The 20,804-nt window shown below is 66.4% G+C and carries 16 protein-coding genes; 8 read left to right on the top strand and 8 right to left on the bottom strand.

The annotated features are described in order from the left end of the window. Positions 1-6: 6 nt before the first annotated feature. Complete coding sequence (locus tag HDG39_RS19555; RefSeq protein WP_184007808.1) at positions 7-426, bottom strand: PaaI family thioesterase; 420 nt, start codon at positions 424-426, stop codon at positions 7-9. 244 nt (positions 427-670) lie between these two features. On the opposite strand from HDG39_RS19555, the gene HDG39_RS19560 reads away from it, so the two are divergent. Continuing rightward, positions 671-1,309, top strand: a complete 639-nt coding sequence (locus HDG39_RS19560) for a ParA family protein (RefSeq protein WP_018419705.1) — start codon at positions 671-673, stop codon at positions 1,307-1,309. 45 nt (positions 1,310-1,354) lie between these two features. Here the strand turns inward: HDG39_RS19560 and panD are convergent, their stop codons facing one another. From panD to HDG39_RS19580, 4 genes are all read right to left on the bottom strand, one after another. Continuing rightward, the gene (gene panD, locus HDG39_RS19565) at positions 1,355-1,741 is read right to left on the bottom strand and encodes an aspartate 1-decarboxylase (RefSeq protein WP_184007809.1); all 387 of its coding nucleotides are present in this window, start codon (positions 1,739-1,741) and stop codon (positions 1,355-1,357) included. Between the two features lie 60 nt (positions 1,742-1,801). Beyond that, a complete protein-coding gene (gene panC / locus HDG39_RS19570) occupies positions 1,802-2,635 on the bottom strand; it encodes a pantoate--beta-alanine ligase (protein WP_184007812.1) in 834 nt (277 codons plus the stop codon). Positions 2,636-2,918: 283 nt separating this feature from the next. Next, on the bottom strand, positions 2,919-3,830 hold the full coding sequence (locus tag HDG39_RS19575; RefSeq protein WP_221305794.1) for a segregation and condensation protein A: 912 nt from the start codon (positions 3,828-3,830) through the stop codon (positions 2,919-2,921). A 20-nt stretch (positions 3,831-3,850) separates the two neighbouring features. After that, a complete protein-coding gene (locus tag HDG39_RS19580; RefSeq protein WP_184007962.1) occupies positions 3,851-4,036 on the bottom strand; it encodes a DUF3460 family protein in 186 nt (61 codons plus the stop codon). Positions 4,037-4,301: 265 nt separating this feature from the next. Between HDG39_RS19580 and HDG39_RS19585 the strand changes: the two genes are divergently transcribed. Next, entirely contained in the window at positions 4,302-6,155 is a 1,854-nt protein-coding gene (locus HDG39_RS19585) for an autotransporter assembly complex protein TamA (protein WP_184007814.1), read from the top strand. A gap of 45 nt (positions 6,156-6,200) precedes the next feature. After that, positions 6,201-10,502, top strand: coding sequence for a translocation/assembly module TamB domain-containing protein (locus HDG39_RS19590; protein WP_184007816.1), 4,302 nt, complete (start codon positions 6,201-6,203; stop codon positions 10,500-10,502). A 98-nt stretch (positions 10,503-10,600) separates the two neighbouring features. Here the strand turns inward: HDG39_RS19590 and metG are convergent, their stop codons facing one another. Both metG and HDG39_RS19600 read right to left on the bottom strand, forming a co-directional pair. Next, positions 10,601-12,733 (bottom strand): methionine--tRNA ligase, encoded by a 2,133-nt coding sequence (gene metG, locus HDG39_RS19595; RefSeq protein WP_184007818.1) that lies wholly within the window; start codon positions 12,731-12,733, stop codon positions 10,601-10,603. Positions 12,734-13,152: 419 nt separating this feature from the next. Further along, positions 13,153-13,806, bottom strand: a complete 654-nt coding sequence (locus tag HDG39_RS19600) for a YiaD family glycine zipper/OmpA-like lipoprotein (RefSeq protein WP_184007820.1) — start codon at positions 13,804-13,806, stop codon at positions 13,153-13,155. Between the two features lie 340 nt (positions 13,807-14,146). On the opposite strand from HDG39_RS19600, the gene apbC reads away from it, so the two are divergent. The 5 genes from apbC to HDG39_RS19625 all read left to right on the top strand — a co-directional run bounded on the left by apbC (position 14,147) and on the right by HDG39_RS19625 (position 19,825). After that, complete coding sequence (gene apbC / locus HDG39_RS19605) at positions 14,147-15,235, top strand: iron-sulfur cluster carrier protein ApbC (RefSeq protein WP_018419712.1); 1,089 nt, start codon at positions 14,147-14,149, stop codon at positions 15,233-15,235. Positions 15,236-15,365: 130 nt separating this feature from the next. Next, the gene (locus HDG39_RS19610) at positions 15,366-15,902 is read left to right on the top strand and encodes a superoxide dismutase family protein (protein WP_184007822.1); all 537 of its coding nucleotides are present in this window, start codon (positions 15,366-15,368) and stop codon (positions 15,900-15,902) included. Between the two features lie 228 nt (positions 15,903-16,130). Beyond that, positions 16,131-16,700: a dCTP deaminase gene (gene dcd / locus HDG39_RS19615; protein WP_008924193.1), complete on the top strand. Its 570-nt coding sequence runs from the start codon at positions 16,131-16,133 to the stop codon at positions 16,698-16,700. Between the two features lie 90 nt (positions 16,701-16,790). Next, the gene (locus HDG39_RS19620; RefSeq protein ID WP_184007824.1) at positions 16,791-19,076 is read left to right on the top strand and encodes an arginine/lysine/ornithine decarboxylase; all 2,286 of its coding nucleotides are present in this window, start codon (positions 16,791-16,793) and stop codon (positions 19,074-19,076) included. Between the two features lie 2 nt (positions 19,077-19,078). Then, positions 19,079-19,825: a lysozyme inhibitor LprI family protein gene (locus tag HDG39_RS19625; RefSeq protein WP_409259192.1), complete on the top strand. Its 747-nt coding sequence runs from the start codon at positions 19,079-19,081 to the stop codon at positions 19,823-19,825. 31 nt (positions 19,826-19,856) lie between these two features. On the opposite strand, the gene HDG39_RS19630 is transcribed toward HDG39_RS19625, so the two are convergent. Continuing rightward, entirely contained in the window at positions 19,857-20,783 is a 927-nt protein-coding gene (locus HDG39_RS19630) for a bestrophin family protein (RefSeq protein WP_184007828.1), read from the bottom strand. Positions 20,784-20,804: the final 21 nt, after the last annotated feature.

Below are 20,804 nucleotides of genomic sequence, written 5' to 3' on the forward strand. Positions count from 1 at the left end.
GTTCGCTCAGTACAACACCATCTGCGTGCAACGAAACAGCGCGATGGTCTTACCATCCGGACCGGTGACCGTCGCGTCCCAGACCTGCGTGCTGCGCCCAAGGTGCACACCCTTCGCGACCGCGCGGATCGTGCCCTGCGTCGCGGTGCCGAGGAAGTTGCTCTTCAGCTCGATCGTCGTGAAGCTGCGCGAGTTTTCGGGCAGATGCGCGATGCACGCGTAGCCGCACGCGGTGTCGGCGAGGCCGATCACCGTGGCCGCGTGCAGGAAGCCGTTCGGCGCGAGCAGCTCCTTGCGCACGGTCAGTTCGGCGACCAGCGTGCCCTGGTCCACGGTCAGCACGCGCAGGCCCAGCAGGTCCGGCAGCGTGCCCTTCTGGCGCTCCAGCAGGCGTTCGACGGTGTATTCCGGGCGCAGTTTGCTCATGAGATCCAGGTCCTTGTCGAAAAAAACGGCGGGTTGAAGCGGCCGATTCGCGATGTGGGGGCTTCGGCCGCGCTGAATTTGTCGATATTATCAACGGCTGTACCGGTTGGCGTCCCTGGAATCCGAACTTCGAACGGCAGCGATGGTGGGGCGCCGCCGGCGCCGGTCACAACTGATCGGCGGGAACGGAGCAATAGCGCGGCAAACCGGCTGGCAGCGTCCAGCCTTCTTTCCGGGAGATTTCATGTCGGTGATTGTGGTGGCGAATCCGAAGGGCGGCGTGGGCAAGAGCACGATATCGACCAATCTGGCCGGCTATTTCGCAGCGGCGGGCGAATGGGTCGCGCTGGCCGACCTCGACAAGCAGCACTCCGCGCATGCGTGGCTCGAATTACGGCCCGCCACGCTGCCGAACATCGAAACCTGGGAGGTCAATCCCGACACGCCGGCCAAGCCGCCGAAAGGCCTCGAGCACGCGGTCGTCGACACGCCGGCCGGCCTGCACGGCAATCGCCTGAACATCGCGCTCGATCTCGCCGACAAGGTGATCGTGCCGTTGCAGCCGTCGCTGTTCGATATTCTCGCGACCCAGGAATTTCTCGAGCGGCTGGCGAAGGAAAAGGCGGTCAGGAAGGGCGCGATCGAGGTCGGCGTGGTCGGCATGCGCGTCGATGCGCGCACGCGCTCGGCCGAGCAGCTGCATCGCTTCGTCGAGGGATTGAAGCTGCCGGTGCTCGGTTTTCTGCGCGACACGCAGAACTACGTGCAGCTCGCGGCGCACGGCCTGACGCTGTGGGACGTCGCGAAAAGCCGCGTGGAGAAGGATCTGGAGCAGTGGCAGCCGATCGTCGAGTGGACGAACGGCGCGGGGAAGAAGGGCTGAGGCGGGGGCTGCCCGCCATCAGTCAAGCGTCAAGCTGAGCTTCGCTCAGCTCCAGGCCTGCGTGGGCACGTGGTCGCTGCTGCCCTTGATCTTGTTGTTTTCATCGACGAACACGAGGTCCGGCTTCCAGCCCGCCTTCAACTCCGCCTCGTCGACCACCGCGAACGCCGCGATGATGACCAGATCGCCGAGCTGCGCGCGACGCGCGGCCGAGCCGTTCAGCGAAATCATGCCGCTGCCGCGCTCGCCCTTGATCGCGTACGTCGAGAAGCGCTCGCCGTTGTTGATGTTCCAGATGTCGATACGCTCGTTTTCGACGATATTCGCCGCTTCGAGCAGATCTTCGTCGATCGCGCACGAGCCCTCGTAGTGGAGCTCGCAGTGCGTGACCGCGACGCGGTGAATCTTCGACTTCAGCATATTGCGTTGCATGATCAATCCAATCCTGTGTGACTGCGCAGTGTAACTGTGTTCGCGCGGGCGGTTGCGGCGTCAGATTTCGAGGTTGTCGATGAGCCGCGTCGCGCCGAGCTTCGCGGCGGCCAACACCACGAGCGGTGCGTTGGCGTCCTGCGCGCCGGGCGCGATCAGGTTCGAGCGCTTGCGGATCGCGATGTAATCGGGATTCCAGCCGCGCGCCGCGAGCGTCGCTTTGGCCGACTCTTCGAGCTTCGCGAAGTCGCGCTCGCCCGCGAGCACCGCGTCGCGCACCCGATTGAGTTCGGCGGCCAGCATCGGCGCCTCGGCGCGCTCGGCGGCCGAAAGGAACCGGTTGCGCGAGCTGAGCGCGAGGCCGTCGGTGTCGCGCACGGTTTCGGCGGCGACGATGTCGGTCGGCAGCGCGAACTGGTGGCACATCTGGCGCACGATCATCAGCTGCTGGTAATCCTTCTTGCCGAACACCGCGACGCGCGGCTGCACGCACGACATCAGCTTCATCACGACCGTGCACACACCGTGAAAGAAGCCGGGGCGGAATTCGCCCTCGAGGATGTCGCCGAGATCGTGCGGCGGATGCACGCGGTATTCCTGCGGCTCCGGATACATGTCCCTTTCGGTCGGCGCGAACAGCACGTAGACACCTTCCTTTTGCAGCTTCTCGATGTCGGCTTCGAGCGTGCGCGGATATTTGTCGAAATCCTCGTTCGGGCCGAACTGCAGGCGGTTGACGAAGATGCTCGCCACGACCGGGTCGCCGTGCTGGCGCGCGAGGCGCATCAGCGACAGATGGCCCTCGTGCAGATTGCCCATCGTCGGCACGAAGGCCGTGCGATTCTGGCCGCGCAACTGGTCGCGCAATTCATGGATCGAGCTGATGACTTTCATGATCGGACAGGGATAGGCTCGCGCGGCGCGCGATCCGGTTGGCGCGATACCTGGCGGAATCGCGCGGGTCATCGCCTCACCGGCAAATGACGGGTTCGGAGCGCGGATTGTAGTGGATTTGGGCAGCGGACGCACCGAAACGCGGCGGCACTTCCGAGCGGCGCGCGGCGCGCTTGCCGCGCACTCCCCGCTGAGGCCTGCCAGGGTTCGCTGCGATGGTTTTCGTAGCGAGATTTCCAGGGTCCGGCCGCGGTCCGGCCGTCAAGCGGCCGTCATTCAGCGCTCAGGCCGGCAGATACGCCAGCCGCACGTAAATCGGCGCGAACGGCTCCGCCTGGGTGATTTCGACGAGCGATTCACGGCACAGCTCGAGCACGGCGATGAAATTCACGACGACGACCGGCACGCCGCGGCTCGTGTCGAACAAATCGGAAAACTCGATGAAGCGCGCATTCTGCAATTGCCGCAGGATCAGGCTCATGTGCTCGCGCACCGACAGCTCCTCGCGCGAAATCTTGTGATGCTGGACCAGCTTCGCGCGCTTGATCACGTCGGCCCACGCGGCGCGCAGGTCGTCGCTGTTCACGTCCGGGAAGCGCGGGGCGACACTCTGCTCGATGTAGACCTCGGCGCGCAGGAAATCGCGCCCAAGCTGCGGCAACTGGTCGATGCGTTGCGCGGCGAGCTTCATCTGTTCGTATTCGAGCAGGCGGCGCACCAGTTCGGCGCGCGGGTCTTCGGCTTCCTCGCCGGTGTCGGCCTTCTTGACCGGCAGCAGCATGCGCGACTTGATTTCGATCAGCATCGCGGCCATCAGCAGATACTCGGACGCGAGTTCGAGATTGGTCTTGCGCAGTTGCTCGACATAGCCGAGATATTGCACGGTGACATCCGCCATCGGGATGTCGAGCACGTTGAAGTTCTGCTTGCGGATCAGGTACAGCAGCAGGTCGAGCGGCCCCTCGAAGGTCTCGAGGAACACCTCGAGCGCGTCCGGAGGGATGTACAGGTCGTTCGGCAGCTTGAACAGCGGCTCGCCGTACAGACGCGCGAACGCGACGCCGTCGACCGTGTCGGGCGTCGAATCGGTGGCGGGCGTGGAAAGCGCGGTGTCGGACGGTGCCGGCGCTGGGCCGTGAACCGGGCCGTGTATCGGGCCGTGAAGCGGACCATGCACCTTGTCAGCGTGACTCATCGTCGGCGTGACTGGGGCGCTTAGAAATTCTGGTAGTACGAGTAAGGCGTCTGCTGCACGCGCGAAGTTTTCTGCTCGGCGCGCTCTTCCAGATCGATCGGCTGTTTGTCCCACAGCAGTGCGCGGCCTTTGCGTTGCTCGGCCTCCAGATTGGGCTTCTGTTGCTTGAGCTGGTTCAGGAACTGCGTGATGTCCGATTGATACATGGCTCGACGTCCGTGGTGGGTAGGGTGGCGGCTCTTGGGCTGGCCGCTGTGCGGTGCCGCGGGGAGGGCGCCGTCGTCCGCGATTTTACCGCATGCGTCGCGCGCGGTCGAAGATCGCCGTGGGCCGCCCATTTTTGAGATGAAGCGCGGGGCTCCGCCGGGGGCACGAGAGAGGCCGATCGGGGTCGCGTTGTGGTCAAATAGCATGCCTCGTTCGCATGCGCGGCCGGGGCGCGAGAATTCACTCATTGGCCGGAGGTCCTGTTTGGCGGGAGGTGCGATCGACATGCCGCGTGCGTTGCGCGGCGAGACCGGCCAGGCGCGCGGGCGCGCGCGTGAGCGCAAGGCGCTCGCGCGGTGCTGGCTGCGTGTGTCGCTCGCCATCGGCCTCGGCCTCCTGATGTGGCTGCTCGCCGTGGGCAAGGCTCACGCGGCGAGCAAGGCACCGAGCTACAAGGTCGAGGTGGTCGCCGAGCCGCGCGCGCTGCGCCGGCTGCTCGAACAGCACCTCGATATCTCGCGTTTCGCGACGCGGCCCGACGTCACCGACGACCAGTTCTCGTTCCTGATCACCGCGACGCCACAGCAGGTGCGCGATCTCGCCGCGACGCAGGGCTATTTTTCGCCGCTCGTCAGCACCGACGTGCGCACCGTCGACAACCTGCGGCAGGTCACCGTGCGCGTGGAGCCGGGCCCGCAGACCAAAGTCACGTCGGTCGACCTGTCGTTTCGCGGCGCGGTGCTGACCGAAGACCCGTCGCGCGAAAACGCGACGCGCTTCGCGTTCTCGCTGCGCGAGGGCCAGCCGTTCTCACAGGGCGACTGGGACGACGCGAAGAACGCGTCGCTGCGCGAGCTGCAATCGCGCCGCTACCTCGCCGCGAAGATCTACCACTCGGAGGCGCTGATCGATCCGCGCACGCACACGGCGAAGCTGTCGGTGATCTACGACAGCGGGCCGACCTTCACGATGGGCCAACTCGACGTGCAGGGCACGAAGCGCTATCCGGAACGCATCGTCCACAACGTCAATCCGATCTCGCCGGGCGACATCTACGACACGCGCACCGTTGCCGAACTGCAGCGGCAACTGCAGAACACGCCGTACTTCGCGAGCGTCGCGATCGACCTCGACAACGACCCTGCCAAGCCGCTCGACACGCCGGTGCACGTGAAGGTGTCGGAGTTTCCGTATCACAGTTTCCGCGGCGGCGTCGGCTATTCGACCGACAACGGCCCGCTCGTGCAGGGCGGCTACACGTATCTGAACACGTTCGGCGCGGCGTGGCCGTTCACCGTCGAGGGCCGCGCCGACAAGACGCAGCAATACGGGCAGATCCAGCTGTCGATGCCGCCGGGCCAGCACGGGTGGACCAATAGCGTGCTCGCGTCGTACACGACCACCGACGTCTCCGACACGCGTATCTACAGCATCCGCGGCGGCGTGCAACGCTCGCGTACGTCGCAGTTCCTCGACTACAGCTATTCGCTGCTGTTCTACGACGATCAGCTCGACCAGAACGCGGCGCCGCCGACCCGCGCGCACGCGCTGGTGCCGGGGTGGTCGTGGACGCGGCGCGACACCGACGACCCGCTGTTCCCGCGCCGCGGCAACCTGATCCACGTCGAGGCGGGCTTCGCGGTGAAAGGTCTGCTCGCCGACCAGTCGTTCATCCGCGGCTACGCGCGCGGCCAGCAGTATTTCCCGATCGGCGTCGACGACATCGTGCTGATCCGCGCCGAACTCGGCGGCGTATTCACGAGCGGCAGCTCGAGGGGCATTCCGGCGTCGCTGCTGTTCCGCTCGGGCGGCTCGAACTCGGTGCGCGGCTACGGCTTCCAGAGCATCGGTAACAACGTCGCCGGCTCGATCCTGCCGACCAAGTACCTGGTGACGAGCGCGGCCGAATACCAGCACTGGTTCTCGCACAACTGGGGCGCGGCCGTGTTCTTCGACATCGGCACCGCGACCGACACCTGGGGCGAAAAAGTTTTCTATCCGGGCGCCGGCGTCGGCGCGCGCTGGCGCAGCCCGGTCGGCCCGGTCAATCTCGATGTCGCTTACGGGATCCGCGATAACAGGGTGCGGCCGTATATCACGCTCGGCATCGCGTTCTGAAGTTTTGACGACAACCCTCTACCTTATTTGCCATCGCATTCACGCATGACCACCGACGTCACCGCCCCACCCCCCGCGCAGCCGCCCGGCGCCATGCCGCCAAGACCGCCGGATGGGCAGCAGCCGCCCGACACGACGCCGCCGAAGCGGCGCTGGGGCCGGTTGCTGCTGAAGACGGTCGCGGGCACGGTGGTCGTGCTGGTACTGCTCGCCGCACTCGCGGTCGGTCTGCTGTACGGGGCGCTGACGACCGAGCGCGGCACCGCGTACGCGTGGCACGCGGCCGTGAAGCTGCTCGGCGGCCGGCTCGCCGGCACGCTTGACGGCGGCACGCTCGCGCGCGGCGTGCAACTGCGCGACGTGCGCTGGCGCAGCCTCGACGGCAGCGGCACCGACATCGAGATCGACCGCGTCGCGGGCAGCTGGGCGCTCGCGCGCGAGCCATGGCGGTTCACGATCGACCACCTGCACGTCGGCACGATCGAGGCGCGCGTCGGCCCGTCGTCGAGCACCAGCGAGCCGCTGAGCGTGCCGCCGGATCTGCAGCTGCCGATGCAGCTGGAGATTCGCGACGTGCAGGTCGAGCGGCTGCTGCTGCACCAGGGCGCGTCGACGACGGAGCTGTCCAGCTTCGCGTTTCACGGACGCAGCGACGGGCGTCATCACGAGGCCGCGATCGATCGGCTCGACACGCCGTTCGGGGCGCTGACGGCAGCGGCGAAACTCGATGGCGTGCGGCCGTTTCCGCTCACCGGCGAAGTCGGTTATGCGGGCAAGGTCAACGATGAAGCCGTGCAGGTGGCCGGCCACCTGAGCGGCACGCTCGAGCAGCTCGTCGCCGAGCTCGATGCGAGCGGCATGAAGCTCGCCGGCCACGCGCGGGTCGAAGCGGCGCCGTTCGCCGCGGTGCCGTTGCAGCGCGCGACGCTGAGCTTCGATCATGTGAATCCGCAGGCTTTCGCGCCGGGTGCGCCGCTGGCCGATCTGGCGGTGCGCGCGGAGCTGCAGCCGGTCGAGCAGGGCGCGGCGACCGCGCCTGGCACAGCCAGCGCGGCGAAACCGTCGGCCGCCAGCCATCCGCACCACATCTTCGGCGACCACCACGCGCCGGCCAAACCGGCGGCGGGTTTTGCCGTCGCCGGCCATGTCTCGATCGTCAACGCGAAACCCGGCGCAATCGACCAGAAACTGCTGCCGCTGATCGATGCGAACGCCGACGTGCGCCTCGACGCCCATACGCAGAGCATCTCGAACCTGAACGTGCGGCTCGTGCGCAATGCGACGCTCACCGGCGGCGGCGCGCTGAGCGGCCGGCACGGCCGGCTCGATCTGAGCGTCGCGCGGCTCGACCTGAACGCGCTGCAGGCGACCGTGCGGCCGACGCAGCTGTCCGGCCCGATCGGCATCCGCCTGAACGACGACATCCAGACCCTGACGCTCGATCTCGCCGACCCCGCCGCCGCGCTGCGCGCCCAGGGCAAGATCACGTTCGACCCGGCACGCATCAGCTTCAACGACGTGCGCGTCACGGCGGGCCGCGGCCGCATCGATCTATCGGGCGCGCTGAAGCACGATGAGAACTCGACCTACAACCTGAAGGCGCAACTGACCGATTTCGATCCGCTGTCGCTGACCTCGCAGATGCCCGCGCGCACGCCCGTCACGACCTCCGGCGCGTCCGCCGCGAGCGGCGCGCAACGTGAGCGGCAAGCGCAAGCCGCGGCGCTCGTGGGCAGCACCGCCGGCGCGAAGAGCTCGGCGCCCGGCGATCAGGGCGCCGCCATCGCAAAGAACACCGCGCAGGCTGCGGTGCAGACCGAAGTGCTCGAGCGCAGGACGCCACCGCCCGCGCATGCAGGTCCGCCAGCGCGCAGGATCGAGGCGCGCGTGAACGCCACGGTCACGGCAGCAGGCGTGCTCGCGCCGGTCTTCACGACGCGCGCCGAATTCACGCTCGGTCCGAGCGTCTACAACGACCTGCCGCTCACGGGCGGCGGCATGATCCAGCTGGCCGGCTCGCGAATCCTGCCGAGCCACGCGAATCTTTCGGTGGCGGGCAACCGGGTGAATCTGCAAGGCAGCTTCGGCGCGGCCGGCGACCGGCTGCGCTTCGGCATCGACGCGCCGCAGCTCGATCGGCTCGGCTTCGGCCTCGCGGGCGCGGTCGCTGCGGACGGCGACGTTACCGGCTCGTTCGCGCACCCGAACGTCACGCTGAACTACAAGGCCGACAGCGTCGTGTTCGCGAGCAACCGCGTCGGCCATGCGGAAGGCCACGCCGAGTTGCGCGACGGCGCGAACGGCGCGCTCGCGTTCACGACCGACGCGCGCAATGTCAGCGCGGGCGGCGTCGACCTCGCCACGCTGACCGCCCGCCTGTCCGGCACACGCGCGAACCACACGTTCGAAGCCGCCGCGACCGGCAAGCTGCAGGACCGGCCGCTCGATCTGACGCTCGCCGCCAACGGCAAGCTGACCGACACGCGCGACGGCTCGCGCTGGGACGGCACCGTCACGCGTCTGCAGAATCGCGGCACGCCGGCGCTCAATCTCGAATCGCCGCTCGCGCTCAGCGCCGGGCCGGGGCACCTCACGCTCGGCGCGACGCGCCTGACGATCGAAGGCTCAGTGCTGACCCTGAAGTCATTCGCGTTCGATCACGGCCGCATCCAGTCGGCCGGCAGCCTGACCGACGTGTCGGTCGCGCACTTGCAGGAGCTGCGTCGCCAGATCACCGGCGAGCCGCCCGCCGTGCGCACCGACCTCGTGTTCGACGGCGACTGGGACTTCTCGCTCGGCGCGACGGCGAGCGGCCACATCGAGCTGCGCCGGCGCAGCGGCGACGTGACGGTCGAGATCGGTCGCGGGCTCGCGTCGATGGGCATTGGCGACGTCCGAGCGCGCGCCGAATTCACCGGCGGCAACCGGCTCAACGCGACCGTGCATGCGCAGGCGAGCCGCGTCGGCGTGATCGATGCCGACGCACACACGCCGCTCGTGCTGCGCGACGGCATGTTGAGCGTCGATCCGCAAAGCGCGCTGTCGGGCAACGTGAACGCGAACGTGCCGTCGCTGCGCACGACGGGCGGCCTGCTGGGCCCGAGCTATCTGCTCGACGGCCATCTCGCGCTGAAGCTCGCGCTCGGCGGCACGGTCGCGAAGCCGAACGTGACCGGCGCGCTGACCGGCGACGGTCTGTCCGCGACGGTCGTGAGCCAGAGCGTGCAACTGAAGGACGGGGTCGTGCGCATCGCGCTGTCGCAGAACATGGTGGACTTCCAGCAGGTCGAGTTCCACGGCGCGAGCGGCACGCTGCGCGCGACTGGGCGCGTGCGTCTCGACAGCTCGGAGCCCGACATGACCGCGAGCATCGTCGCGGACAAGCTCGATGTGTTCGCGTCGCCGGACCGCCATCTGTCGCTGTCGGGCAGTGCGAACATCTCGAACGGCGCCGTGGAGCGCGGCCCCGTGATCGACGGCAAATTCGTGGTCGACAGCGCGCTGTTCGATCTGCCCGAGCAGGCCGCGCCGAGCCTCGGCGACGACGTCGTGATCATCCGCCCGGACGGCACGCGCTCGGGCGGCCGGCCGCGTCCGTCCGAAGGCGGCGAGCGGCCGGCGAGCCCGTTCGCGCCACGCGCCAACGTCGAGATCGGCCTCGGCAACCACTTCCGCTTCCGTGGCAAGGGCGCCGATCTCGGCCTCGCCGGCACGATCACCGCGACGAGCGCGCCGAATACGCCGCTGCGCGCGGTCGGCAACGTGCGCGTCACACCGGGTTCGACCTATACCACATTCGGCCGCAAGCTCACGATCGAGAACGGCTTCTTCACGTTCAACGGTCCGGTCACGAATCCGGGCATCAACATTCTCGCGATGCGCCGCAACCAGCAGGTCGAGGCCGGCGTGCAGGTAACAGGCACGCTGCAGGCGCCGGTCGCGCGGCTCGTGTCGGAGCCGAGCGTGCCGGACAACGAAAAACTGTCGTGGCTGCTGTTCGGCCACGGCACCGACCAGGGTAACAACCTCGGCCAGCAGAGCACGATGACGACCGCGCTCGCGCTGCTCGGCAGCGCGACGGGTCATCGGATCGCGCAGACCGTCGGGCTCGACGAGTTTTCGATCGGCCGCAGCGACGTCGGCCTGACCGATCCGCAAGTCGTGATGGTGTCGAAGGCGATCAACGAGCGGCTCGTGATCGGCTACGAGCAGGGGTTGCAGTCGGCGAGCAATGCGATCAAGACGACGATCAATCTGACGCGATACTGGTCGCTGGTCGTGTATGGCGGCACGTTCTATGGCGCCGACGTGCTGTACACGCGGCGCTTCGATCGGATCTCATGGTGACGCGGGCAACATAAAAAAACGGCACGCCTGGAAGCGTGCCGTTTTCGTCATACCTGCCTGCGGCGAGGTGAGGCCCAGGCGCCCGAAGACGCCGCGCGTTACTTCACGCGCATGCCGGGCTTCGCGCCGCTGTGCGGCTCGAGCACGTAGAGGCCCGGTTCGGCCTTCTCGTCCGCCGCCGATGCCGCCAGCACCATGCCCTCGGACATGCCGAACTTCATCTTGCGCGGCGCGAGGTTCGCGACCATCACGGTCAGCTTGCCGATCAGCTGCTCCGGCTGATAGGCGGACTTGATGCCCGAGAACACGTTGCGGGTCTTCTCTTCGCCGACGTCGAGCGTCAGTTGCAGCAGCTTGTCCGAGCCTTCCACCGCCTTGCAGTCGACGATCTTCGCGATGCGCAGATCGACCTTCGCGAAGTCGTCGATCGTGATGATGCCGGACTCTTCTTCCTTCGCGGCGACGGCCTTGGCGTGGGCCTTCGCCTTGGCCTTCGCGTCGGCCGGCGCCGCTTCCGGCGTGGCCTGCAGCGAGTCGCGATTGGCGGCGAGCAGCGCCTCGATCTGCTTCGGATCGACGCGCGTCATCAGATGCTTGTACGCGTTGATCGGGCGCGCCGAGCTGAGCGGCACGGTGGCGTCGGCCCACACGAGCGGCTCGATGCCGAGGAAAGCCTCGACCGCTTCGGCGAGCTTCGGCAACACCGGCTTCAGGGCCAGCGACAGCAGGCGGAACGCCTCGATGCTGACGCTGCAGGTCTCGTGCAGCGCGACCGCGTTGGCTGGGTCTTTCGCCTGATCCCAGGGCTTGGCGGTATCGACGTAGGCGTTGACCGAGTCGGCGAGCTCCATGGTCTGACGCAGCGCACGGCTGTACTCGCGCGCCGCGTAGTGCGCGGCGATCTGCGGCAGCGCCGCGCGCAGCGTGCCGAGCAGCGGATGATGCATCGCGCTGTCCTGCACGCGGCCGTCGAAGCGCTTGATCAGGAAGCCGGCCGCGCGGCTCGCGATGTTCACGTACTTGCCGACCAGGTCGCTGTTCACGCGCGCCTGGAAGTCGTCGAGGTTCAGGTCGAGGTCTTCCATCGTGCTGTTCAGCTTGGCCGCGAAGTAGTAGCGCAGCCATTCCGGGTTCAGGCCGGTGTCGATCACGCTTTGCGCGGTGATGAAGGTGCCGCGCGACTTCGACATCTTCGCGCCGTCGACAGTCAAAAAGCCGTGCGCGAACACGTTGGTCGGCGTGCGATGGCCCGAGAACTCGAGCATCGCGGGCCAGAACAGCGTGTGGAAATACAGGATGTCCTTGCCGATGAAGTGGTACTGCTCGGCCGTCGAGCCCTTGCGGACCCACGCGTCGAAGTCGAGGCCGCGCTTTTCGGCGAGGTTCTTGAAGCTTGCGTAGTAGCCGACCGGCGCGTCGAGCCACACGTAGAAATACTTGCCGGGCGCGCCCGGAATCTCGAAGCCGAAGTACGGCGCGTCGCGCGAGATGTCCCAGTCGGCGAGCTTGGCTTCGCCAGCGTCGCCGAGCCACTCGCGCATCTTGTTGGTGGCTTCCGGCTGCGCGAGGCCGCCGACCCAGGCACGCAGGAAGTTCTCGCAGCGCGGATCGGACAGGCGGAAGAAGTAGTGCGTCGACGTCTTGCGAATCGGCGTCGCGCCCGAGACGACCGAGTACGGATTGACGAGCTCGGTGGGCTGGTAGGTCGAACCGCAGACTTCGCAGCTGTCGCCGTATTGGTCTTTGGCGCCGCATTTGGGGCACTCGCCCTTGATGAAGCGGTCCGGCAGGAACATTTCCTTGACCGGGTCGTACGCCTGTTCGATCTCGCGCGCGTCGATCAGCCCCGCTTCCTTCAGCGCGAGGTAGACGTTTTCGCTGAGCATGCGGTTTTCGTCGGAGTCCGTCGAGTAGTAGTTGTCGAACGAAACGCCGAAGCTGTCGAAGTCGCGCTTGTGCTCCAGCCAGACGCGATCGATCAGCTGTTTCGGCGTCAGACCTTCCTGTTCCGCGCGCAGCATCACCGGCGTGCCGTGCGTGTCGTCGGCGCCGACGTAGTAGACCTCGTGGCCGTGCATTCGCAGCACCCGGACCCAGATGTCCGTCTGGATATATTCGACCAGATGGCCGATATGAATCTGCCCGTTCGCATAAGGAAGGGCCGACGTGACGAGAATCTGACGGCGGCCGGACGGCTCGCCTGCTGGGAGGTCGGTGGCGGGTGCTGACATAAGTATCGGGGGTGCCTGCGGTGGGACGAAACGGTGATTTTAGCAGGGCGCACGCCGCACGCGGGCCGGGCGCGGCGGGCTGGACGCGCGGAACAGAGGGGGATGCGGGCGGGGATGCGGGCGGGCGCTGCGGTGGGGGACAGCCAGGAACGATGCCTGGCGAAGCGGGGTGCAAAACCGCGCGGGCAAAAAAAACCGGGGTCGATAAACCCCGGAGCAACAACGACAAGAGGAGAATGGTGACGTGATGGCTTCGCCAGCCACGTACCGTAAACACAGACCGCGGATTTTCCGCAGAGTTCGAAATTTTTTTCGGTCCGTCGACAAACCGGTCCGGCGGCTCGTCCCGCCCGCAAGCCGGGCGCGTGCGGCTGAAACGCCCGGCCGGCCCGGCGGCGCCTTCTCCTTGAGACTTGTCCTTATTGCGTCGCGTGCTGGGCCGTGGCGCGCAGATAGATCTCGACGCGACGGTTGGCCGCGCGGCCGGCTTCGGTGTTGTTGTCGGCGATCGGCTGGTTCGGGCCCATGCCGGTGGCCGACAGGCGTTGCGGCGCGATGCCGCGTTGCGCCAGATAGCCGGTCACGCTCTGCGCGCGATTGACCGACAGCGTCTCGTTGTATTGCAGCGAGCCGGTGCTGTCCGTATGGCCGACGACCGACGCGACGACTTCCGGATTCTGCTGCAGCGTCTGCGCGAGCTGGTCGAGCACCGGTGCGAACGACGGCTTGATCGCGTAGCTGCTGGTGTCGAACGTGACCGAACTCGGAATGTTCAGCTTGAGCGAGCCGTCCGGCTGCTCGGTGATCTGCGTGCCGGTGCCCTTGGTCGCGCCCGACATGCGGTTGCGGATGTTGTCCCAGTTGTAGCCGGTGATGCCGCCCACCGCGGCGCCAGTGGCCGCGCCGATCGCCGCGCCCTTGCCGCCGCCGAAGATCGCGCCGATCGCCGCGCCGGCACCAGCGCCCACGCCGGTGCCGACTGCTGTGTTGGTGCCCTGTTGGGTTGCGCAGCCGGCCACCAGCGAGCCGGCCACGGCGAATACGGCCACGCGAGTCATGATTCTTGCATTCATTTTGATTTCCTTTCGAGTGCGAATAAACCAGCGGGAAGCGGTCAGTCTATGCAGCGAACATTTCGGCAATGCAGCGACCATTCAGAAAGTTCGGGAACGATTCCTGCGCCTTGCTTCGCGCGGTCCTACAGCGAAGAAGGGTCTTCCGGCACCGTCTGCCGTCAGACACTACAATAATGCCTGAAACACGCAGCGATGCGACCCTACGGCGTCCCGCGTGCCCCGAAGGGTGCCCGGCACGCTCGATTTTCGCAATGCCGCATAACAATTTCTTGCAAATTCCGCCGCGTGGCCGATCGGTCCATCTCGCCGCGCCGCACCTCTTCCCCACGGAGTATCAATGAGTATCGATCGGGCTTTGGTCGACGTCGCCGTCGCGGCCGTCACTGACCCCAACACGGGCGCGCCGTACGCGGCCGCGAAGAGCATCCGCAACGTGGTTGTGGAGGGCGACGCGGTCAGCATTCAGGTGACGCTCGGCTACCCGGCGAAAAGCCAGTTCGACGCGATCCGCCAGCGGTTCGCCGATGCGCTGCGCGCGGTGCCCGGCGTCGCGAACGTGCGCGTCGAGGTTTCGCAACAGATTGCCGCGCACACCGTGCAGCGCGGCGTGAAACTGCTGCCCGGCGTGAAGAACATCGTCGCGGTTGCCTCGGGCAAGGGCGGCGTCGGCAAGAGCACGACCGCCGTGAATCTCGCGCTCGCGCTCGCGAGCGAGGGCGCGGCGGTCGGCATTCTCGACGCCGACATCTACGGCCCGTCGCTGCCCACCATGCTCGGCATCGAGGGCCGCCCCGAATCGCCCGACGACAAATCGATGAACCCGATGACCGGCCACGGCGTGCAGGCCAGCTCGATAGGTTTCCTGATCGAGGCGGACAACCCGATGGTGTGGCGCGGCCCGATGGCGACCTCGGCGCTCGAACAGCTGCTGCGCCAGACCAACTGGCACGAACTCGACTATCTGATCGTCGACATGCCGCCGGGCACCGGCGACATCCAGCTGACGCTCGCGCAGCGCGTGCCGGTTACGGGCGCCGTGATCGTCACGACGCCGCAGGACATCGCGCTGCTCGACGCGAAGAAGGGCCTCAAGATGTTCGAAAAGGTCGGCATCCCGATTCTCGGCATCGTCGAGAACATGGGCCTGCACATCTGTTCGAATTGCGGGCACGAGGAGCACATCTTCGGCGCCGGCGGCGGCGAGCGCATGGGCAAGGAGTATGGCGTCGACGTGCTCGGCAGCCTGCCGCTCGACATCACGATCCGCGAGCAGGCCGACTCGGGCCGTCCCACGGTCGTCGCGGACCCGAACGGGCGCATTGCGGAGCTCTATCGCTCGATCGCGCGCAAGGTTGCGGTGCATATCGCCGAGCGCGCGCGCGACATGAGCTCGAAGTTTCCGAACATCGTCGTGCAGAACACCTGAGCGGCCGTTCGGGCGAGGGATTAGGGGCGATCTCGATCCCTATTTTCACGAACTCTCGCGGTATCATGTCGACTTCACGAGTTCGGCTCGGCGGCCGCAGGGGCGGCCGCCAGGCCGACAAGAGGATCGCATGGGAAAACGAATCGACGGGCACGCGGTACATGCGTTCATCGTCCTGACTGCCAGCTGTGTGCTGTTGAGCGGCTGTGGCGTATTCCTGAGACCACAGGAAAAGCGCGCCGACGCGCAATTGCTGCCCACCGTGGGCAATCAGGCGCACGGCCTCGTGACGTTTATCGAGCGCTCGGACGGCGTCCAGGTCACCTACAATCTCACGGGCTTGCCGCCCAATAGCGACCACGCGCTGCAGGTGCACGAGCGCGGCGACTGCAACGCCGCCGACGGCTCCAGCGCCGGTCCGGTGTTTTCGCCGGCGGCCGAACGGCTCAAGGCCGGCGCGCGCGTCGAGGGCGATCTCGGCAACATCCATGCGGACGCGAACGGCGTGGCCACCGGCTTCATCGTCGCGCCGGACGTGTCGCTCGACGGCATCCGCTCGGTGCTGCAGCGCGCGGTACTGCTCCACCACGACGCGACCGATCCCTACGCGTACCCTCAGCATGGCGCGGGCGTGGCGATCGCCTGCGGCGTGATTCGCCAGCAGTGAACCGCGAGCGCGCTTGCGCCGCTCGGCCGCCGTTCGGTGGCCCGCCCCGCAACGGCGTCGTGCCAGTCGGCGGACCCCCTTCATCGGGCGCGGCTCGCGCCATCGGCGGCAGCCTCTGCGTGATCGCGTAAAATAAGCGGCCTTCGCCGGCTGGGCGCCGAAGTGCCGGGCGGCCGTTTTCATCTACCTTTCGTCACACCTGATATTCACGTCGAGCAGCTCTCACCTATGACCATCAAATCTGACAAGTGGATCCGGCGCATGGCCGAGTCGCACAAGATGATCGAGCCGTTTGCGCCCGATCAGGTTCGCGTCTCCGAAGACGGCCGGAAGATTGTCAGCTACGGCACCTCGAGCTACGGCTACGACATCCGCTGCGCAGACGAATTCAAGATCTTCACCAACATCAACTCGACGATCGTCGATCCGAAGAACTTCGACGAGAAGTCGTTTGTCGATTTCAAGGGTGACGTCTGCATCATCCCGCCGAACTCGTTCGCGCTCGCGCGCACGGTCGAGTATTTCCGTATTCCGCGCAGCGTGCTGACCGTGTGCCTCGGCAAATCGACATACGCGCGCTGCGGGATCATCGTCAACGTGACGCCGTTCGAGCCGGAATGGGAAGGCCACGTCACGCTCGAATTCTCGAATACGACACCTTTGCCTGCGAAAATTTACGCGAACGAAGGCGTCGCCCAGGTGCTGTTTTTCGAAAGCGACGAGATTTGTGAAACGTCGTACGCGGATCGCGGCGGCAAGTATCAAGGTCAGCACGGCGTCACGTTGCCGAAAACGTGACGTCGGCAGCGTCTTGACCCACCGGTTATTCGGGTGACCGCTGCGCTTTCCAAGTAACGCAGCGGTCGTTTTCTTTTTGGAGAATCGCCCATGAAGTTCCGTTTTCCCGTCGTCATCATCGACGAAGATTTCCGCTCCGAGAACATCTCGGGTTCCGGCATCCGGGCTTTGGCCGAAGCCATCGAGAAAGAAGGTGCGGAAGTGCTCGGGTTGACGAGCTACGGCGATCTGACCTCGTTCGCGCAGCAGTCGAGCCGCGCGTCGTGCTTCATCCTGTCGATCGACGACGACGAGCTGCTGCCGTACGTCGATAACGTGGTCGTCGAAGGCGAGACGCCCGAGCTTGCCGCCGCGATCGTCGCGCTGCGCGCGTTCGTGACCGAAGTGCGCCGCCGCAACGCCGATATTCCGATCTTCCTGTACGGCGAAACGCGCACTTCGCGCCATCTGCCGAACGACATCCTGCGCGAGCTGCACGGCTTCATCCATATGTTCGAGGACACGCCGGAGTTCGTCGCGCGCCATATCATCCGCGAGGCGAAGGTGTATCTCGACTCGCTCGCGCCGCCGTTCTTCAAGGAACTGGTGCAGTACGCGGAAGAGGGCTCGTACTCGTGGCACTGCCCGGGTCACTCGGGCGGCGTCGCGTTCCTGAAGAGCCCGCTCGGCCAGATGTTCCACCAGTTCTTCGGCGAGAACATGCTGCGCGCCGACGTCTGCAACGCGGTCGACGAACTGGGCCAGCTGCTCGACCATACCGGTCCGGTCGCGGCCTCGGAGCGCAACGCCGCGCGCATCTTCAGCGCCGATCACGTGTTCTTCGTGACCAACGGCACCTCCACCTCGAACAAGATCGTCTGGCACGGCACGGTGGCGCCGGGCGACATCGTGCTGGTCGACCGCAACTGCCACAAGTCGATCCTGCACGCGATCACGATGACCGGCGCGATCCCGGTGTTCCTGACGCCGACCCGCAACAACTTCGGCATCATCGGCCCGATTCCGCGCAGCGAGTTCGAACCGGAGAACATCCGCAAGAAGATCGAGGCGAACCCGTTCGCGCGCGAAGCGCTCGCGAAGAACCCGAACCTGAAGCCGCGCATTCTGACGATCACGCAAAGCACCTACGACGGCGTGATCTACAACGTCGAGATGATCAAGGAGATGTTGGGCGAATGGCTCGACACGCTGCACTTCGACGAAGCGTGGCTGCCGCATGCCGAATTCCACGAGTTCTATCAGGACATGCACGCTATCGGCGCGGGCCGTCCGCGCATCGGCGCGATGGTGTACGCGACGCACTCCACGCACAAGCTGCTCGCCGGCATTTCACAGGCGTCGCAGATCGTCGTGCAGGATTCGAAGAACAGCCGCTTCGACAAGCATCGCTTCAACGAGGCGTATCTGATGCATACGTCGACGAGCCCGCAGTACGCGATCATCGCGTCGTGCGACGTGGCCGCGGCGATGATGGAAGCGCCGGGCGGCACCGCGCTCGTCGAGGAGTCGATCGCTGAAGCGCTCGACTTCCGCCGCGCGATGACCAAGGTCGACACCGAATACGGCGACGACTGGTTCTTCAAGGTGTGGGGCCCGGACCAGTTCGCCGAGGAAGGCATCGGCTCGCGCGACGACTGGATGCTGCGCCCCAACGACGCGTGGCACGGCTTCGGCCCGCTCGCCGAAGGCTTCAACATGCTCGACCCGATCAAGGCGACGATCGTCACGCCGGGTCTCGACATGGACGGCGGCTTCGGCGAAACCGGCATTCCGGCCGCGATCGTCACGAAGTACCTGGCCGAGCACGGCATCATCGTCGAGAAGACGGGCCTGTACTCGTTCTTCATCATGTTTACGATCGGCATCACGAAGGGCCGCTGGAACTCGATGGTGACCGAGCTGCAGCAGTTCAAGGACGATTACGACAACAACCAGCCGCTGTGGCGTGTGCTGCCCGAGTTCGTGCAGCATCATCCGATGTACGAGCGTGTCGGCCTGCGCGACCTGTGCCAGCAGATCCACAGCGTGTATCGCGCGAACGACATCGCGCGTCTGACGACCGAGATGTACCTGTCGAGCATGGAGCCGGCGATGAAGCCGTCCGACGCGTTCGCGAAGCTCGCCCACCGCGAGATCGATCGGGTACCGATCGACGAGCTCGAAGGCCGTGTCACGTCGATCCTGTTGACGCCGTATCCGCCGGGCATTCCGCTGCTGATTCCGGGCGAGCGTTTCAACAGGACCATCGTCAACTATCTGCGTTTCGCGCGCGAGTTCAACGAGCGCTTCCCGGGTTTCCATACGGATATCCACGGGCTCGTCGGCGAAATGGTCAACGGGCGCATCGAATACTTCGTCGATTGCGTGCGCAGCTGACGATGGGGTGGGTGACGTTTCTGCCGGGCCTGGCAGCGATCGGCCGCCGGCGGCGCGGTGTCGGCATGCTGGCCTTCGCGCTGGCGGCCGGCACGGCGGTGTTCGGCGGCATCGCGAGTCCGGCGGCGCATGCCGAGGTGGCGGCCGCCGATCCGATCGACGCGTCGATGCGCGCATGTCTCGCGCGCGCCGACATGTCGACGACGATGGGGCAGGTGCAGTGCATGGACGCTGCGCGCATCGGCTGGAAGGTCGCGGTCGACAACGCGTACCAGCAGTTGCTCGCGAAGCTGCCGCCCGCGCGGCGCAGGCTGTGGGAAAGGAGCCAGTCGAGCTGGCTTGCGTCGCGCGATGCCGAGAAGCAGTTGCTCGCCGCTGTCTTCGCCACGACCCAGGGTTCGATGTACGTGCTTTCCGAAGCCGACATGCAGCTGCAGCCGGTGCGCGACCGCGCGCTCGCGCTGCGCAGCGCGCTCGCCGATGCGAACGGTCCGGCGCCGCGCCGGCCGCGCGCCTGCAACGCCGACGCGCGGTGCGAACACGCGATGTTCGATCTGAACCGCTACTACCGTGTGCTCGAATCGAAGATGCCGGCGCAATCGCGGCCGACGCTCGTGCACGCGCAACGCGCGTGGAGCGCGTATCTGACGGCGTCGACGCGGCTCGTCGACGAGCACGGGCGTATCGACATCATCGGCGCGCGCGTCGCGACGATCAAACGGCTCTCCGAAACGGCCGGAAACCACTGACGGCCGCCGACCGGCGCCGCCCACCGCGCATTCAATCCCATTGATACCGGTCTTCGCGCGGCTGCGGCAGCGCGAGCGCCGGCTCGCCGCGCAGATCGCGCATCGCATCCTCGATCATCGCGGACATCATGTTGAGCGCGAGATCGTTGTCGTCGGTGCCGAACGGTTCTTCGAGCTGCGACGCGATCGCTTCGTGCGCCATGAACGTGTACGCGACGAACACCGCGAACACCGGCGTGAAAATGCCGATGCTATTGACGAGTCCGAACGGCAGGGACGCGCAGAAGAAGTACACGGTGCGGTGGATCATCACCGAATACGCGAACGGCAGTGGCGTCGACGCGATGCGCTCGCACCCGCCGATCACATCCGACAGCCCGCTCAGATTGCGGTCGAACGCGAGCACCGCGATCGGATCGAGCGCCCCCGCGCGTGCCGCGCGCTGCACCCATTCGCCGAGGCACAGCAACAGCGCGGCTGGCTTGTAGCGCGATCCAATCACACGTTCAAACAGTGCGCGGGGCAGCCGCGCGGCAAGGTCGTCGCGCGGTTCGGTCTTGCGCAACTGATGACGCAGCGCATGCGGGAGCGCGCTCAGTATCGCCAGAAACGCGGCGGCTTCTTCTTTGGGCAACTCGCGCGACGGCAGCGTCAGCGCCTGGCGCGTCAGCGAGCGCGACTCATTGAGCAACTGCCCCCACAGCTTGCGCGCCTCCCACCAGCGGTCGTAGCTCGCGTTGTTGCGAAAGGCGAGAAACACCGCGAGCGCAATGCCGACCAGCGAGAACGGCGCGATCGAGTTCAGGTTCAGGCTGACGGGCAGCAGATGATCGTGTGCGGCGAGCGCAATGATCGAGATGAAGAAGATCAGCAGGAGCCGCGGCAGCAACTGCGGCAGCACCGAGCCGCGCCACGCGAGAAGCATGTGAAACCAGTGGAGATGCGGGCGGATGATCATGGCAAAGCGCTTCGGCCAGGA

The sequence above is a fragment of the Paraburkholderia lebeckiae genome, from assembly GCF_014201005.1.
GTDB classification, from domain to species: Bacteria; Pseudomonadota; Gammaproteobacteria; order Burkholderiales; family Burkholderiaceae; genus Paraburkholderia; species Paraburkholderia tuberum.

Coding starts and splice junctions, on each gene's coding strand:
- HDG39_RS19555 (WP_184007808.1), bottom strand. CDS start 426: ATGAGCAAACTGCGCCCGGAATACACCGTCGAACGCCTGCTGGAGCGC.
- HDG39_RS19560 (WP_018419705.1), top strand. CDS start 671: ATGTCGGTGATTGTGGTGGCGAATCCGAAGGGCGGCGTGGGCAAGAGC.
- panD (WP_184007809.1), bottom strand. CDS start 1,741: ATGCAACGCAATATGCTGAAGTCGAAGATTCACCGCGTCGCGGTCACG.
- panC (WP_184007812.1), bottom strand. CDS start 2,635: ATGAAAGTCATCAGCTCGATCCATGAATTGCGCGACCAGTTGCGCGGC.
- HDG39_RS19575 (WP_221305794.1), bottom strand. CDS start 3,830: ATGAGTCACGCTGACAAGGTGCATGGTCCGCTTCACGGCCCGATACAC.
- HDG39_RS19580 (WP_184007962.1), bottom strand. CDS start 4,036: ATGTATCAATCGGACATCACGCAGTTCCTGAACCAGCTCAAGCAACAG.
- HDG39_RS19590 (WP_184007816.1), top strand. CDS start 6,201: ATGACCACCGACGTCACCGCCCCACCCCCCGCGCAGCCGCCCGGCGCC.
- metG (WP_184007818.1), bottom strand. CDS start 12,733: ATGTCAGCACCCGCCACCGACCTCCCAGCAGGCGAGCCGTCCGGCCGC.
- HDG39_RS19600 (WP_184007820.1), bottom strand. CDS start 13,806: ATGAATGCAAGAATCATGACTCGCGTGGCCGTATTCGCCGTGGCCGGC.
- apbC (WP_018419712.1), top strand. CDS start 14,147: ATGAGTATCGATCGGGCTTTGGTCGACGTCGCCGTCGCGGCCGTCACT.
- HDG39_RS19610 (WP_184007822.1), top strand. CDS start 15,366: ATGGGAAAACGAATCGACGGGCACGCGGTACATGCGTTCATCGTCCTG.
- dcd (WP_008924193.1), top strand. CDS start 16,131: ATGACCATCAAATCTGACAAGTGGATCCGGCGCATGGCCGAGTCGCAC.
- HDG39_RS19620 (WP_184007824.1), top strand. CDS start 16,791: ATGAAGTTCCGTTTTCCCGTCGTCATCATCGACGAAGATTTCCGCTCC.
- HDG39_RS19625 (WP_409259192.1), top strand. CDS start 19,079: ATGGGGTGGGTGACGTTTCTGCCGGGCCTGGCAGCGATCGGCCGCCGG.
- HDG39_RS19630 (WP_184007828.1), bottom strand. CDS start 20,783: ATGATCATCCGCCCGCATCTCCACTGGTTTCACATGCTTCTCGCGTGG.